At 53.6% G+C, this 15562-nt stretch carries 13 protein-coding genes; 4 read left to right on the plus strand and 9 right to left on the minus strand.

What is annotated here, in order from left to right; translation table 11 throughout:
• Window positions 1-101 precede the first annotated feature (101 nt).
• From mzrA to ACVXHP_RS09705, 4 genes are all read right to left on the minus strand, one after another.
• The gene (mzrA, locus tag ACVXHP_RS09690; RefSeq protein WP_447571346.1) at window positions 102-485 is read right to left on the minus strand and encodes an EnvZ/OmpR regulon moderator MzrA; all 384 of its coding nucleotides are present in this window, start codon (window positions 483-485) and stop codon (window positions 102-104) included.
• Between the two features lie 3 nt (window positions 486-488).
• Window positions 489-1151 carry a DedA family general envelope maintenance protein YqjA gene (yqjA, locus tag ACVXHP_RS09695; RefSeq protein WP_003024820.1) on the minus strand — a complete coding sequence of 221 codons (663 nt, stop codon included), beginning with the start codon at window positions 1149-1151 and terminating at the stop codon, window positions 489-491.
• A 349-nt stretch (window positions 1152-1500) separates the two neighbouring features.
• Window positions 1501-2277, minus strand: a complete 777-nt coding sequence (gene exuR, locus ACVXHP_RS09700) for a transcriptional regulator ExuR (protein WP_061382489.1) — start codon at window positions 2275-2277, stop codon at window positions 1501-1503.
• Window positions 2278-2411: 134 nt separating this feature from the next.
• On the minus strand, window positions 2412-3713 hold the full coding sequence (locus tag ACVXHP_RS09705) for an MFS transporter (RefSeq protein WP_200009101.1): 1302 nt from the start codon (window positions 3711-3713) through the stop codon (window positions 2412-2414).
• A gap of 472 nt (window positions 3714-4185) precedes the next feature.
• On the opposite strand from ACVXHP_RS09705, the gene uxaC reads away from it, so the two are divergent.
• From uxaC to ACVXHP_RS09720, 3 genes are all read left to right on the plus strand, one after another.
• A complete protein-coding gene (gene uxaC / locus ACVXHP_RS09710) occupies window positions 4186-5598 on the plus strand; it encodes a glucuronate isomerase (RefSeq protein ID WP_304702203.1) in 1413 nt (470 codons plus the stop codon).
• Between the two features lie 14 nt (window positions 5599-5612).
• Window positions 5613-7100: a UxaA family hydrolase gene (locus ACVXHP_RS09715; protein ID WP_447571347.1), complete on the plus strand. Its 1488-nt coding sequence runs from the start codon at window positions 5613-5615 to the stop codon at window positions 7098-7100.
• Window positions 7101-7238: 138 nt separating this feature from the next.
• Window positions 7239-7793 (plus strand): YgjV family protein, encoded by a 555-nt coding sequence (locus ACVXHP_RS09720; RefSeq protein WP_137347591.1) that lies wholly within the window; start codon window positions 7239-7241, stop codon window positions 7791-7793.
• A 16-nt stretch (window positions 7794-7809) separates the two neighbouring features.
• Here ACVXHP_RS09720 and sstT read toward each other — a convergent pair whose 3' ends face one another.
• From sstT to ACVXHP_RS09740, 4 genes are all read right to left on the minus strand, one after another.
• Entirely contained in the window at window positions 7810-9054 is a 1245-nt protein-coding gene (gene sstT, locus ACVXHP_RS09725; protein WP_200009098.1) for a serine/threonine transporter SstT, read from the minus strand.
• 244 nt (window positions 9055-9298) lie between these two features.
• Window positions 9299-10267: a TerC family protein gene (locus ACVXHP_RS09730; protein ID WP_316129288.1), complete on the minus strand. Its 969-nt coding sequence runs from the start codon at window positions 10265-10267 to the stop codon at window positions 9299-9301.
• A 268-nt stretch (window positions 10268-10535) separates the two neighbouring features.
• Complete coding sequence (locus tag ACVXHP_RS09735) at window positions 10536-11534, minus strand: Gfo/Idh/MocA family protein (RefSeq protein ID WP_447571348.1); 999 nt, start codon at window positions 11532-11534, stop codon at window positions 10536-10538.
• 72 nt (window positions 11535-11606) lie between these two features.
• Window positions 11607-12107, minus strand: a complete 501-nt coding sequence (locus ACVXHP_RS09740) for a M48 metallopeptidase family protein (protein ID WP_042311118.1) — start codon at window positions 12105-12107, stop codon at window positions 11607-11609.
• 83 nt (window positions 12108-12190) lie between these two features.
• Here ACVXHP_RS09740 and rlmG point away from each other — a divergent pair, with 83 nt between their 5' ends.
• A complete protein-coding gene (rlmG, locus tag ACVXHP_RS09745; RefSeq protein WP_447571349.1) occupies window positions 12191-13327 on the plus strand; it encodes a 23S rRNA (guanine(1835)-N(2))-methyltransferase RlmG in 1137 nt (378 codons plus the stop codon).
• Between the two features lie 54 nt (window positions 13328-13381).
• Here rlmG and ACVXHP_RS09750 read toward each other — a convergent pair whose 3' ends face one another.
• Window positions 13382-15400, minus strand: coding sequence for an oxidoreductase (locus ACVXHP_RS09750; RefSeq protein WP_447571350.1), 2019 nt, complete (start codon window positions 15398-15400; stop codon window positions 13382-13384).
• Window positions 15401-15562: the final 162 nt, after the last annotated feature.

The following is a 15562-nucleotide window of genomic DNA, read 5'->3' on the forward strand; positions in this document are numbered from 1 at the left end:
TCCAGATTAATAAAACGTTGGGCCATAATCCCAGTTTATTAATCATAGGCGCTAAACGGTGAAATCACCAAAGTGAGTGATCTAATTCAGATTCCTGGAGATTAACCAAAACGATGCGGGGTATCACGTAAGCGGGATAACCACTGCACCGCCTGATTATCATCATCCTGCTGAGCAATAACGAAACCATGCGGTAACGTACGGTCCAGCACGACTTTGGCGGCTGCGCTCTGCGCGCTGGAATCAAAAGTGATCAGCAGCGCGTCATTTTGCGGGGTAATGCTTTTAAAGCGAATGCCGTTGGCATCCAGGTGATGCCAGATAGAGAAGCCATCAGGCATGCTGGCTCCCTGGTTTATTGCGCGAATGGCAAGCGTTGACTCCTGCTGGCGAATAACCGACCAGGTCAGGAGCAGCACGCCGATAAACAGCATAAAGGTAGTGGTCCAGGCAAGTCGTCGGAGCGTTATGCATGATTTCAGCATAATTTATCCTCGGTTCCCGTATTTCTTTTTCCACAGTACAACCAGTGAACCTGCCAGCCCAAACACCAGTAACACCACAGGAAGCAGCATCAGGCAAGACATGAGCTGATCTTCATACTTAAGAAATACCGGCGTTTTGCCCAGCAGATAGCCAAGCGTTGTGAGGATCAGGACCCAAAGCAATCCGCTCATCCAGTTAAAGAACTGAAAGCGCGCATTATTCAGGCCAGATAATCCTGCGATGGTGGGCAGTAATGTTCTGACAAACGCAATGAAGCGACCAACCAGCAGCGCAGACAAGCCATGCTTATGAAAAAGATGATGCGCGCGCTGATGGTAATGCGCAGGAAGGTGCGACAACCAGTTTTGCACAGTGCGGGTGTTGCCCAGCCATCGCCCCTGAATATAACTGAGCCAACAGCCGAGGCTGGCCGCGGTGGTGAGTAGCAGTACCGTTTGCGGAAAACCCATTGCGCCTTTGGCAATAAGTACGCCGACCAGTACCAGCAAACTGTCGCCGGGTAAAAACGCTGCTGGCAGCAGTCCATTTTCCAGAAACAAAATGGTAAATAGTACAAAATAGAGCATGCCAATCATGGAGGGATTGGCCAGAGTTTCAAAATCCTGAGCCCATAAAGCATTCAGTAATTGAGTCAGTAGTTCCATTCAATATTCCTGGAGAATCGGTTATCGTCATGCCGGTTTTTATGGATTGTGTAACACCGCGATTTTATTGATGTTTTTTGCAAGTTGCGCGGTCTGATACAAATTCACGGCCTGAACTGTTCCCTGTGAAGTTGTGAAGTTAGCAAGCTCTTAAACACAAAAATTCAAATAGCATCTAATTGTAACAAAGGTCAACGTTGTCCGTTATAGAAATTACGGTTGTTGAACTGTGATTTTGCTTATCGCATTGGAGGGAGGCGAGAGGATTTACACAGGCTGACATTTTATACCTAATGCTTACTCAGCATCAGGTACAGGCGCGCCGTCACGCCTGTATTGATAAGATTGATTATTTTGCGCTGTTCGCGGCCGTATCGAGATGAACGACCGGATTTTCAGTAAATAGGTAACGGTCCGCGTTGAACTCAAAGTCATCGCTGGTTTCGTTAAACAGCATCTGCTTCGTGTTCTCAAGGTGCTGCCACATCGCCAGTTTAGCGGCATGAGGATCTTTGCGAATCAGCGCTCGCAGGATCTGGTCATGGTCATCGCACCAGTTATCTACCGTACGCGAGTCGATGTGGTCGTGCAGTTTTTTCCAGTAAGGGTTGTGAATACGCTGAGTCCACATTTTTTCCACGATGGCGGCCAGCGCGGAGTTCTGCGTGGCCAGCGCGACCTGCACATGGAACTGGAGATCCCACTCGGAGTCACGAAAGCTTTTTTCGTTACGTGACTTCTCCTGAATTTCCATCAGTTTCATGATGTCCTGTTTGGTCACCTGCGTGGCGGCAAACTCGGCAATATTGCTTTCAATGAGCTGTCGAGCCTGAAGCAGCTCAAAAGGACCGTAACTGGCGAATTCCAGACCTTCGTCGGGAGCAACATAATGTTTGGGTTGGTTAGAGATGACGTGGATCCCCGATCCTTTACGCACCTCAACATAGCCCTCAACTTCCAGCATGATAATCGCTTCACGAACCACGGTACGGCTGACATTTTTTTCATCGGCGATAAAGCGCTCGGCGGGGAGTTTGTCACCCACCAGATAGACGCCCTGCTCAATGCGTTCTTTAAGATCAGCGGCAAGTTGTTGGTATAAACGGCGTGGTTCGGTGATTTCCATATGCGCTCCAGGCATGATACGGCAGACTATATTTGTTATACCACTTTTGCGATTACGCCTCTACTCGCGAGGACAAAAAAGCCGCCAGATAACTGACGGCTTAGCATTATATAACCTTGTTGTATCGCATCTGCTTAACTTTGCGTCGCGGGATCGCCAGTTTGCGGACCTGAATCTATCTCGCTGGCTGATTTGTTCTGCAGTACCGTCCAGATGACCAACGCGCCAAGCAGGTCGAATACCGCCAGCACGGCGAACAGCGGGCTAAAGCCGATGGTGTCGGCCAGCGCGCCAACGACCAGGGCAAACAGCGTACTGGCAAGCCAGGCGGACATACCGGTCAGACCGTTCGCGGTTGCCACTTCATTACGACCAAATACGTCAGAAGAGAGCGTAATCAGCGCACCGGACAGCGCCTGGTGAGCAAAGCCGCCGACGCACAGCAGGGCGATCGCAATGTACGGGCTGGTGAACAGACCAATCATCCCTGGGCCAATCATCAGCAGTGCGCCCATGGTGACTACCATTTTACGGGACACGATCAGGTTCACGCCAAACCAGCGCTGGAACAGCGGTGGCAGGTAGCCCCCAACGATACAGCCCAGGTCAGCAAACAGCATTGGCATCCAGGCAAACATGGCGATTTCTTTCAGGTTAAAGCCGTAGACTTTAAACATGAACAGCGGGATCCAGGCGTTGAACGTCCCCCACGCCGGTTCTGCCAGGAAACGCGGCAGCGCGATGCCCCAGAACTGGCGGTTACGCAGGATCTGGCCGAGCGACATTTTCTTCGCAGTCGCGTTTTTATGCTGTGATTCCTGGCCGTTCAGAATGTAATCACGTTCTTCATCAGACAGTTTTTTCTGGTCGCGTGGGTGTTTGTAGAACACCAGCCAGGACATCGCCCAGATAAAGCTCAAGGCGCCAGAAATAATGAATGCCATCTGCCAGCTGTGCATGACGATAGCCCAGACCACCAGCGGTGGAGCGATCATCGCGCCGATAGAAGAACCGACGTTGAAGTAACCGACGGCAATTGAACGCTCTTTTGCCGGGAACCATTCAGAGCTGGCTTTCAGACCGGCCGGGATCATTGCGGCTTCAGCGGCACCTACCGCGCCTCGCGCCAACGCCAGGCCACCCCAGCTGCCAGCCAGTGCGGTCGCGCCACAGAAGACGGCCCACAGAACGGCGAACATCGCGTAACCTATTTTCGTGCCGAGTACATCAAGCACATAGCCAGCAACGGGTTGCATTACGGTGTAAGCAGCAGAATACGCTGCGATGATATAGGAATACTGTTGAGTGGAGATGTGTAACTCTTCCATCAGAGTCGGCGCAGCTGCCGCCACAGTGTTACGTGTCAGGTAACCCAGCACGGTGCCAAGCGTCACCAGTGCGATCATGTACCAACGTAACCCTTTAATTTTACGCATGTAAAACCTCATCGTTTTGTTATGTCCGCGAACGAGCGGTCATCTTCCAGTTCAGGGCGGAGGATGTTCTTTTACGAGGGGGTAACCGAAAAAAAGCCGGTACTCCCCGAACTTTGCCATGTCAATAGTTGTGCTAATTCGGTTTCCGTACCGGTCAATCCGATGGTTATACATCGGTAATTTGCATTCCGTCGGCTTATGTATCGCGACGGCCAAAAGATAACTTGTCATACAGCTTTAAAAGGTGAGTGCCATCACAAAAGTGTGAATCTTCGTGTGGTCATTATTTCGATTCAGCAAAGCCAGTACTGGCGCGGGCTGAGGCATGTTTTACCTCTTTGAGAGTAATTTTTTTGTTATCATTTGTTGATCTAACTCACGAAAATATCTTCAGTGTGTGGAAATTGGTGTGATAACTTTGTCAACATCAAAACATAAGCAATCTGACGCACTCGTTGAGAGGAAGACGATAATGACCCCGTTTATGACTGAAGATTTCCTGCTGGATACCGAATTTGCCCGCCGTCTGTATCATGATTACGCCAAAGACCAGCCGATCTTCGATTACCACTGCCATTTACCACCGCAACAAATCGCTGAAAACTACCGTTTTAATAACCTGTATGACATCTGGCTGAAGGGTGACCACTATAAGTGGCGTGCAATGCGTACCAACGGCGTCGCTGAGCGCCTGTGTACCGGCGATGCCTCCGATCGTGAGAAGTTTGATGCCTGGGCCGCTACGGTTCCGCACACTATCGGTAACCCGCTGTACCACTGGACCCACCTCGAACTACGTCGCCCGTTTGGTATTACAGGTAAGCTGCTGTCTCCGGCAACGGCTGACGAAATCTGGAACCAGTGCAACGAACTGCTGGCGCAGGATCAATTCTCCGCGCGCGGCATCATGCAGCAGATGAACGTGAAAATGGTCGGCACCACCGATGACCCGATCGATTCTCTGGAACACCATGCGGCCGTGGCGAAAGACGGTTCCTTCGACGTGAAAGTGCTGCCGAGCTGGCGCCCGGATAAAGCCTTCAACATCGAACTGGCCACCTTCAACGACTACATGGCGAAACTGGGTGAAGTGTCTGACACCGAAATCCGTCGCTTTGCCGACCTGCAAACCGCGCTGACCAAACGTCTGGATCACTTCGCCGCTCACGGCTGTAAAGTGTCTGACCACGCGCTGGACGTTGTCCTGTTTGCGGAATCTAACGAAGCGGAGCTGGACAGCATCCTGGCGCGTCGTCTGGCCGGTGAAACCCTGAGCGAGCACGAAGTCGCGCAGTTCAAAACCGCCGTGCTGGTGTTCCTCGGTGCAGAATATGCACGTCGCGAATGGGTGCAGCAGTACCACATCGGCGCGCTGCGTAATAACAACCTGCGTCAGTTCAAACTGTTGGGCGCGGACGTCGGCTTCGACTCCATCAACGACCGTCCGATGGCGGAAGAGCTGTCCAAACTGCTGAGCAAGCAGAACGAACAGAACCTGCTGCCGAAAACCATTCTGTACTGCCTGAACCCGCGCGATAACGAAGTGCTGGGCACCATGATCGGTAACTTCCAGGGCGAAGGCATGCCGGGCAAAATGCAGTTCGGTTCTGGCTGGTGGTTCAACGATCAGAAAGACGGGATGGAACGTCAGATGACACAGTTGGCGCAACTGGGCCTGTTGAGCCGCTTCGTCGGCATGCTGACCGACAGCCGTAGCTTCCTGTCTTACACCCGTCACGAATACTTCCGTCGAATTCTGTGCCAGATGATCGGTCGTTGGGTTGCTGCTGGCGAAGCCCCAGCCGACATCCAACTGCTGGGTGAAATGGTGAAAAACATTTGCTTCAACAATGCGCGCGATTACTTCGCCATTGAACTGAACTAAGGTCCGGGGTTGATATGCAATACATTAAGATCCATACGCTGGATAACGTTGCGGTAGCGCTCGCTGATTTGGCTGAAGGAACCGAAGTTACCGTTGACGGGCAGCCGGTAACCCTGCGCCAGGCGGTCTCTCGTGGACATAAATTCGCGCTTTGCGATATCGCGCAGGGTGAGAACGTCATGAAATATGGCCTGCCGATCGGCCATGCTCTGGCTGATATCGCGGCGGGCGAGCATATTCATGCTCATAACACGCGTACCAATCTGAGCGATCTGGATCAATATAGCTATCAACCCGACTTTCAGGAACCTGAAGCGCAACCGGCGGATCGTGATGTCCAGATCTACCGTCGTGCCAACGGCGATGTTGGCGTGCGTAATGAACTGTGGATCCTGCCGACAGTAGGTTGCGTCAACGCCATGGCCCGTCAGATGCAGAATCGCTTCCTGAAAGAGACCAACGATGCCGAAGGGATCGACGGCGTGCATCTCTTCAGCCACACCTACGGCTGTTCACAATTGGGTGACGACCATATCAACACCCGCACCATGCTGCAAAATATGGTGCGCCACCCGAACGCGGGTGCGGTATTGGTGGTGGGCCTGGGCTGTGAAAACAACCAGGTGGATGCGTTCCGCGAAACCCTGGGCGAGTACGATCCCGATCGTGTGCACTTTATGGTCTGCCAACACCAGGAAGACGAAGTGGAAGCGGGGATCGAACATCTTCACCAGTTGTACAACGTGATGCGTAACGATAAGCGTGAGCCTGGTAAACTGGGCGAGCTGAAGTTTGGCCTGGAATGCGGCGGCTCTGACGGCCTGTCCGGCATTACCGCCAACCCGATGCTGGGCCGTTTCTCCGACTACGTGATTGCCAACGGCGGCACCACCGTGCTGACCGAAGTACCGGAAATGTTCGGCGCCGAGCAGCTGCTGATGGATCACTGCCGTGACGAAGAAACGTTCGGCAAACTGGTCACCATGGTGAATGACTTCAAACAGTACTTCATTGCTCACGACCAGCCGATCTACGAGAACCCATCGCCGGGTAACAAAGCGGGCGGTATCACCACCCTGGAAGATAAATCGCTGGGCTGCACCCAGAAAGCGGGTTCCAGCCAGGTGGTGGACGTACTGCGCTACGGCGAACGCCTGAAAACGCACGGCCTGAACCTGCTGAGCGCACCGGGTAATGACGCGGTTGCTACCAGTGCACTGGCGGGCGCGGGCTGTCATATGGTGCTGTTCAGTACCGGTCGCGGTACGCCGTACGGCGGATTTGTGCCGACGGTGAAAATTGCTACTAACAGCGAGCTGGCAGCGAAGAAAAAGCACTGGATCGATTTTGACGCCGGACAACTGATCCACGGCAAAGCGATGCCGCAGTTACTGGAAGAATTTGTCGATACCATCGTTGATTTCGCCAACGGCAAGCCAACCTGTAACGAGCGCAACGATTTCCGGGAACTGGCTATCTTTAAAAGCGGCGTAACGTTGTAGTAAATACCTGATGGTACCTGCATGCAGGTCTGCGCAAACCGCAGGCCTGATAAGCGCAGCGCCATCAGGCACAAGCCGTTGCCGGATGGCGGCGAACTCGCCTTATCCGGCCTACGAAATGGAGTTGGGGTTGCTTGCATGACCGCGTATTGGCTGGCCCAGGGCGTAGGTGTCATCGCCTTTCTGATCGGCATTACTACCTTTTTCAATCGCGATGAGCGCCGGTTCCGGCTGCAACTCGCTGTCTATAGTGCCACCATTGGTGTGCATTTTTTCCTGATGGGCGCCTGGCCTGCAGGAATGAGTGCCGAGCTTAATACCATCCGCACACTCGTCTCGATGCATACCCGCAAACTGTGGGTAATGACCGTTTTTATTATCCTCACCCTGGTTCTCGGGCTTGCGAAATTACAGCATGCGATGGAGCTGTTGCCGATAATCGGCACGCTGGCCAGCACCTGGGCGCTGTTTCGCTGCCAGGGGTTAACCGTGCGTTGCGTTATGTGGTGCGCAACCGCCTGTTGGGTTATCCATAATTTCTGGCTGGGATCGATTGGCGGGACGATGATCGAAGGGAGTTTTCTGGTGATGAACGGCCTGAACATTATTCGCTTCCGGCGGATGCAAAAACGCGGAATTGATCCGTTCAAAATTGAAAAAAGCGTACAAGATAAGAACCCCTCCGCCCGATGACGGAGGGGACCAGAGATTAGCCGCGCAGGGCGTTGTTTGCCAGGCGTTCGTCTTCTGCCTGACAGGCAGCAGCGGTGAACAGGACGTCTGTAGAAGAGTTTAATGCCGTTTCACAGGAGTCCTGCAGCACGCCGATGATAAAGCCAACGGCAACCACCTGCATGGCGATGTCATTTGGAATACCAAACATGTTGCACGCCAACGGGATTAACAGCAGCGAACCACCCGCCACGCCCGATGCGCCACAGGCGCACAGCGAAGCCACCACGCTGAGTAACAGTGCTGTCGGTAAATCGACCGGAATACCCAGCGTATTCACCGCCGCCAGCGTCAGCACGGTAATGGTGATCGCCGCCCCCGCCATATTGATGGTGGCCCCCAGCGGAATAGAAACCGAATAGGTATCACGATCCAGATTCAACTTCTCACACAGCGCCATATTTACCGGAATGTTTGCCGCGGAACTGCGGGTAAAGAAGGCATACACGCCGCTTTCACGCAGACAGGCCAGCACCAGTGGATACGGGTTACGGCGAATTTTCCAGAACACCAGCAGCGGGTTGACCACCAGCGCCACCAGCAGCATACAGCCTACCAGCACGGTCAGCAGCTGAGCGTAGCCCCAAAGCGTGGCAAAACCGGTGGTTGCCAGCGTAGAGGAGACCAGACCGAAAATACCGATCGGCGCGAAACGAATCACCAGCTTCACCATAAAGGTGACGGCGTTGGACATATCATTGACCAGATTTTTGGTCGTTTCATTCCCATGACGCAGCGCAAAGCCCAGGCCGACGGCCCATACCAGAATGCCGATATAGTTGGCGTTAAGCAGAGCATCAATCGGGTTAGAAACCATGCTCATCAGCAGGCTACGCATGACTTCGACAATCCCGGATGGCGGCACGATATCGCTGGCGCTGCTGGAAAGATGCAGTGTGGACGGGAACGCGAAGCTGAAGACAACCGCCGCTAATGCTGCGGAAAACGTTCCCAGCAGATAAAGGAACAGGATTGGACGGATATTGGTTTTTTGTCCGTGCTGGTGGTTGGCGATGGACGCCATAACCAGCATCAGGACCAGAATAGGGGCCACGGCTTTTAATGCGCCAACGAACAGCGTACCCAACAGCCCGACGGCTTCTGCAGCAGGTTTTGACACCAGCGCCAGCAATATCCCCAGTACTAAACCGATCAAAATTTGTTTAACCAGGCTCCCCTGCGCCAAACGCGAGAGCAGCCCCGATGAACGTTGCGTAGTCATGTAATGATCCTTTCATTGTGTTGTTGCTCATCCAGTGTGCATTCTGATGACGCATCTTTCTGGATGTAACAAAGTGTTTGCCTGGTTGAGTATAAGGAAAGATGAACTCTCGGGAAGCGAAATCTCCTGATTTTTGCGCTCAGATCATATTTTATAACTTTAACTTAACATTATTTTGACATGATAAACAAAAAGCCCGACGCACGCAGTGTGCTGTCGGGCTTTTTCAGCTAGCAGATGAAAGTTACTGTATTTGCTGCTTTTTATCGTGCTGGTGGTTGACCCACGCATTCACGACCAGCGTGACGAACAGAATACCGAACACCACGCCTAACGAGATAGCGATCGGGATATGGTAGAAATCGACGATCAGCATCTTAATGCCGATAAACACCAGAATGACCGACAAGCCGTATTTCAGCATGGAGAAACGCTCCGCCACGCCAGCCAGCAGGAAGTACATCGCACGCAGACCCAAAATAGCAAACAGGTTCGAGGTCAACACGATGAACGGGTCGGTGGTGACGGCGAAAATTGCCGGGATGCTGTCGACGGCAAAAATGACGTCGCTCAGCTCAACCAGAATCAACACCAGCATCAGCGGCGTGACGAACAGCAGTCCATTTTTACGCACGAAGAATTTTTCGTCTTCGATGGTATCGGTCATGCGTAAATGACCACGCAGCCAGCGGACTAACGGTCTATCGCCAATTCCTGAAGCATCTTCTTTCGCCAGCGCCATCTTCACGCCGGTAAACAATAGGAACGCGCCGAACACGTACAGCAGCCATTCAAACTGGGTGATAAGCCAGCTACCGGCGAAGATCATAATCGTACGCAGTACAATCGCGCCCAGTACGCCATACACCAGTACCCGACGCTGTAACGCAGGCGGTACCGAGAAGTAGCTGAACAGCATCAGCCAGACAAAGACGTTATCTACCGCCAGTGATTTCTCGATCAGATAGCCGGTAAGGAACGCCAGCGCCTGTGGGTCGGCAACAGCGCGGCCCTGCGTTTGGGCCAGGTACCACCAGAATGCGGCGTTAAACAGTAACGACAGCGTTACCCAGACGATGGACCAGGCCGCCGCCTGTTTCATCGACATGGTATGTGCGCCACGACGACCCTGCAGCAGCAGGTCGATGGCCAACATAATCACCACCACAACAGCGAAGCCGCCCCACAACAACGGTGTGCCGACAGTATTCATAATTCCCCCATGCATAAAAAAACGGCCAACGCCGAATGACGTTAGCCGCTGCTTTTTATGCATAGACCTTGCCATTCGGCAAGGTCTCACTTACAACAACAAAGGAATACGATAGCGTATTCCTTTGTTATCGCCCGGTGACCGGATGTGGTTTTTCACACATCGTAATGACGATCAACCGACAACGAAGTTACTCCCCTTTGCGGGTTACAAAATATTACAGGCCATGCATGCAGTCAATGGCCTGCAACATTTGTTTTACATACCTTTACGCAGTCAGCGATGTCGCCGTTTCGTCTGCCGGGAAAACAACGCCGGTCTGACGGCGAATTTCCGTTTGCAGTTTGGCGGTAATACGGCTGACGTTCAGTGCCGGATGATCCACTTCACCAGATTCAACCAGCTGAGCAAAAGCCTCTGCCTCATACAGCATGGTATTGATATGCTGAGGCACCGTAAGATCCTGCGTTTTGCCACCACGCGCAATGAAGCACACTTTCTGACACTCAGAGATATGTTCAATAACCAGCGAACCCGACTCGCCCTGAATTTCACTGGCTAATACCGAGTCGCTGACTTTGGAGTGCTGGAGTGTGACGCTGAAATCACCGTAATTCAGTACGACCACGCCGTGGGCATCCACACCGCTTTCCAGCAGGCTGGCGCTGGCCTGCACGCTCAGCGGCTCTCCCCACAACGCAACCGCTGAGGCCAGGCAGTAAAAGCCGATATCCATAATCGAACCGTTAGAGAACGCCGGATTAAACGTATTCGGATTTTCACCGTCAAGATAACGCTGGTAACGCGAGGAGTATTGGCAGTAATTGATAAACGCTTTCCTGATTCTGCCCACTTTGGGTAAAGCTTGCTGCAACAGCAGGAAGTTAGGCAGGCTGGCGGTCTTAAATGCTTCAAACAGCACCACCTGATTTTCGCGCGCGCAGGCGATAGCGGCTTCGGCTTGCGCCAGGTTTGAGGCCAGCGGTTTTTCGCAAATGACATGCTTTTTATGCTGCAAAAATAGCTCTGTTTGCGGGAAGTGCAGGGAGTTTGGGCTGGCGATGTAGACGGCGTCAATCGCATCGCTGTTGGCCATCGCCTCCAGCGAGGTAAACAGGTGCTCGACGAGATAATCGTTAGCGAAGGTCTGTGCCTGCTCAAGACTGCGGGAATAAACCGCGGTTAACTTATATTTGCCGGTTTCATGGGCGGCATCGACAAACTGGCGAGTGATCCAGTTTGTGCCAATTACTGCGAAACGTATCATAAAGGCCTTCAGGCTGCTAAAAGGGATCCTTTCGTCAATTTAGCATGCCTTGAAGACAAAGCCAGTGCGCGACTACGCACTTTGCTTTAGCGATTGTTGCGTTAACCACAGGCGGGTATCGAACTCCAGTTGATGATACTGAGGTTCCATATGACAGCACAGTTGGTAAAACGCTTTGTCATGCTCTTTTTCTTTCAGATGCGCCAGTTCATGGACCACGATCATTCGCAGGAAGGGTTCCGGGGCATTGCGAAAAACGGTCGCCACGCGGATCTCTGCTTTGGCTTTTAGCTTGCCGCCCTGCACGCGAGAAACGGCAGTATGCAGTCCCAATGCATTCTTCAGGACGTGGATCTTGCTGTCGTACATCACCTTATTCAGCGGCGGAGCGTTACGCAGGAACTGATTCTTCAGATCTTGCGTATATTGCCAGAGCGCTTTGTCGGTCGCGAAGTCATGCGTGCCCGGATAGCGCTTCTCCAGCACTGCGCCCAGACGCTGTTCGCTAATCAAGGTTCGAACCTGGGCGAGTAAGTGCTCAGGATAGCCCTGGAGGTAAGTTAGTTGGTTCATTAATGTCCACGCAAATCATAAAAAGTGTATACTCACGCACCCTTTTCAGGGATATGCCGAAATTTTACCATTCAGGAGGGCCGATGAGCCACATAGACAACGGTTTCCGTTCGCTGTCACTTAAACGTTTCCCGGAGACGGACGACGTTAACCCGCTGCAGGCGTGGGAAGCGGCGGATGAATATCTGCTGCAACAGCTGGACGATACCGAGATTAGCGGCCCGGTGCTGATCCTGAATGATACCTTTGGCGCGCTGGGTTGCGCGCTGGCGGAACATACGCCGTACAGCATTGGCGACTCCTACCTCAGCGAACTTGCCACGCGCGAGAACCTGCGTCACAACGATATCGTCGAATCGAGCGTCAAGTTTCTCGACAGCACCGCTGACTATCCGCAGGCGCCGGGCGTGGTGCTGATTAAAATTCCTAAAACCATGGCGCTGCTGGAGCAACAGCTGCGCGCGCTGCGTGAAGTGGTGACGCCGCAAACGCGGATTATTGCCGGAGCGAAAGCACGCGACATTCATACCTCGACGCTGGAGCTGTTTGAAAAGGTGTTGGGTCCAACCACCACTACGCTGGCGTGGAAAAAAGCCCGTCTGATCAACTGTACGTTCAGCAAACCTGAACTGGCCGCTGCTTCGCAAACGCTGAGCTGGAAACTGGAAGGCACCGACTGGACTATCCATAACCACGCCAACGTCTTCTCTCGCACCGGGCTGGATATTGGCGCACGCTTCTTCATCGAGCACCTGCCTTCAAATCTTGAAGGGGAGATTGTCGATCTCGGCTGTGGGAATGGCGTGATTGGCCTGACATTGCTGGAGAAAAACCCGCAAGCCAGCGTGGTGTTTGTTGATGAATCGCCGATGGCGGTGGCGTCAAGTCGTCTGAACGTCGAAAGCAACATGCCTGAGGCGCTGGACCGCTGCGAGTTTATGATCAACAACGCGCTGTCCGGGGTTGAGCCGTTCCGCTTTAACGCCGTGCTGTGCAACCCGCCGTTCCATCAGAAGCACGCGTTGACCGACAATATCGCCTGGGAGATGTTCCATCACGCCCGCCGCTGCCTGAAGATTAACGGTGAGCTGTATATTGTGGCGAACCGTCACCTCGACTACTTCCACAAGCTGAAGAAGATTTTCGGTAACTGCGAGACCATCGCCACGAATAATAAGTTTGTGATTCTTAAATCGGTGAAATTAGGTCGTCGTCGTTAATTGCGTGTGCCGGATGGCGGCTAACGCCTTATCCGGCCTACGAAAGACATGACGTTAAATTTCCAGCGCCAGTCGGGTGCCTTGCGCAATGGCGCGTCGGGCATCCAGTTCCATCGCCACATCGCAGCCGCCGATCAGATGCACTGTTTTACCTGCCGCGTGGAGCGGTTCGACCAGCTCACGGCGTGGCTCTTGTCCGGCGCAAATCACCACGTTATCTACGTTAAAGATCAGCGGTTCACCGTTCAACACAACGTGTAGTCCATCATCATCAATCTTCTGGTAACTGACTGCCGGGATCATTTTCACGCCGCGTGAGAGCAGGGTGGCGCGATGGATCCAGCCCGTCGTTTTACCTAAACCTTGCCCCGGTTTGCTGGCCTTGCGCTGCAACATCACTATCTGACGCGGGCTGCGGGATAGGTGCGGACCTTCCGGGCGTAATCCGCCAGGCTGTTGCAGGCTGGTGTCAATCCCCCATTCCACACAGAACTCCGCAATGTTCTGGCTGGTGGGATCGCCGGGCTGGCTCAGATACATGGCGGTATCAAAACCGATCCCGCCGCAGCCAATGATTGCGACGCGTTTGCCCACCGGCGCTTTATCGCGCAGGACGTCGAGATAGCTCAGCACTTTCGGATGATCGATCCCCGCGATCGGCGGCATACGTGGTTCGATCCCGCTGGCGAGGATCGCTTCATCAAAGGGTTCCAGATCGCGCGCGGTGACAACGTGGTTCAGTCTCAGCGTCACGCCCGTCACGTCGATCATCCGACGGTAGTAGCGCAGGGTTTCATAGAACTCTTCTTTGCCGGGGATCTGTTTGGCGATATTAAACTGCCCGCCAATCTCGCCATGGGCGTCAAACAGCGTCACGTGATGCCCGCGCGCGGCGGCATTAATGGCAAAAGCGAGGCCCGCAGGACCCGCGCCGACAACCGCCAGATTTTTCGGCACAGTGGCTGTCACGATCGGCATTTTGGTTTCATGGCAGGCGCGTGGATTCACCAGGCAAGAGGTGACTTTGCCGACGAAGATCTGATCCAGGCAGGCCTGGTTGCAACCGATACAGGTATTGATCTCATCCGCTCGTCCGCTTTGCGCTTTTGACAGCAGTTCAGCGTCGGCGAGGAACGGGCGGGCCATCGACACCATATCGGCATCGCCACGGGCCAAAATGTCATCGGCGACTTTAGGATCGTTAATGCGGTTGGTGGTAACCAGGGGGATCGTCACATGACCTTTCAGCTTGCGCGTCACCCAGCTAAATGCGCCACGCGGCACCGGGGTGGCGATGGTGGGAATACGCGCCTCGTGCCAGCCAATACCGGTGTTGATAATGGTTGCGCCTGCGGCTTCTACAGCCTGCGCCAACTGGACGGTTTCCTCGAAGGTGCCACCGTTTTCTACCAGATCAAGCATCGACAGGCGGAAGATAATAATAAAGTCATTGCCGGCACGCTGGCGTACTGCCCGTACCACCTCGACGGCAAAACGCATGCGGTTGGCATATTCACCGCCCCATTCGTCGTCACGCTGATTGGTGCGCAGGGTCAGGAATTCGTTGATGAGATACCCTTCCGAGCCCATCACTTCCACGCCATCGTAGCCCGCTTCTCGCGCCAGCTGTGCGCAGTGGGCAAAATCCTCAATCAACTGCAGCACTTCATCGTGTGTCAGTTCATGCGGTGTAAAGCGGTTGATGGGGGCCTGAATGGCTGAAGGCGCCACCAGATGCGGCTGATAGCTGTAACGCCCGGTATGCAGGATTTGCAGAGCGATTTTGCCGCCTTCGTCATGCACGGCATCGGTAATCACGCGATGGTGCGCGAGCTGGCTGGTATCGTTCAGCACCGCGCCACCTTCCATACCCACTCCGGATAACGTTGGCGCAATGCCTCCGGTCACAATCAGAGCCACGCCGTGACGCGCACGTTCGGCATAGAACGCGGCCAACCGTTCTGCGCCGTCGGGATATTCCTCCAGCCCGGTGTGCATTGAACCCATCAACACGCGGTTTTTAAGCCGGGTGAAGCCTAAATCGAGCGGGGCGAACAGCGACGGATAGCTCATAAAAGTGTCCAGTATGTAAAATTATTGTTATGTGGTCGGATGAGTTAATAATTTAGCCGTCGCAGCGTAAAAGGGAAAAGGGGAATGCCGTGATTGTGATGGGATTCAAAAAAGGAGTGGGGTCAGAGAACGAATTTGCCGGATGTCGGCTACGCCTTATCC

The sequence above is a fragment of the Citrobacter freundii complex sp. 2025EL-00176 genome, from assembly GCF_053309355.1.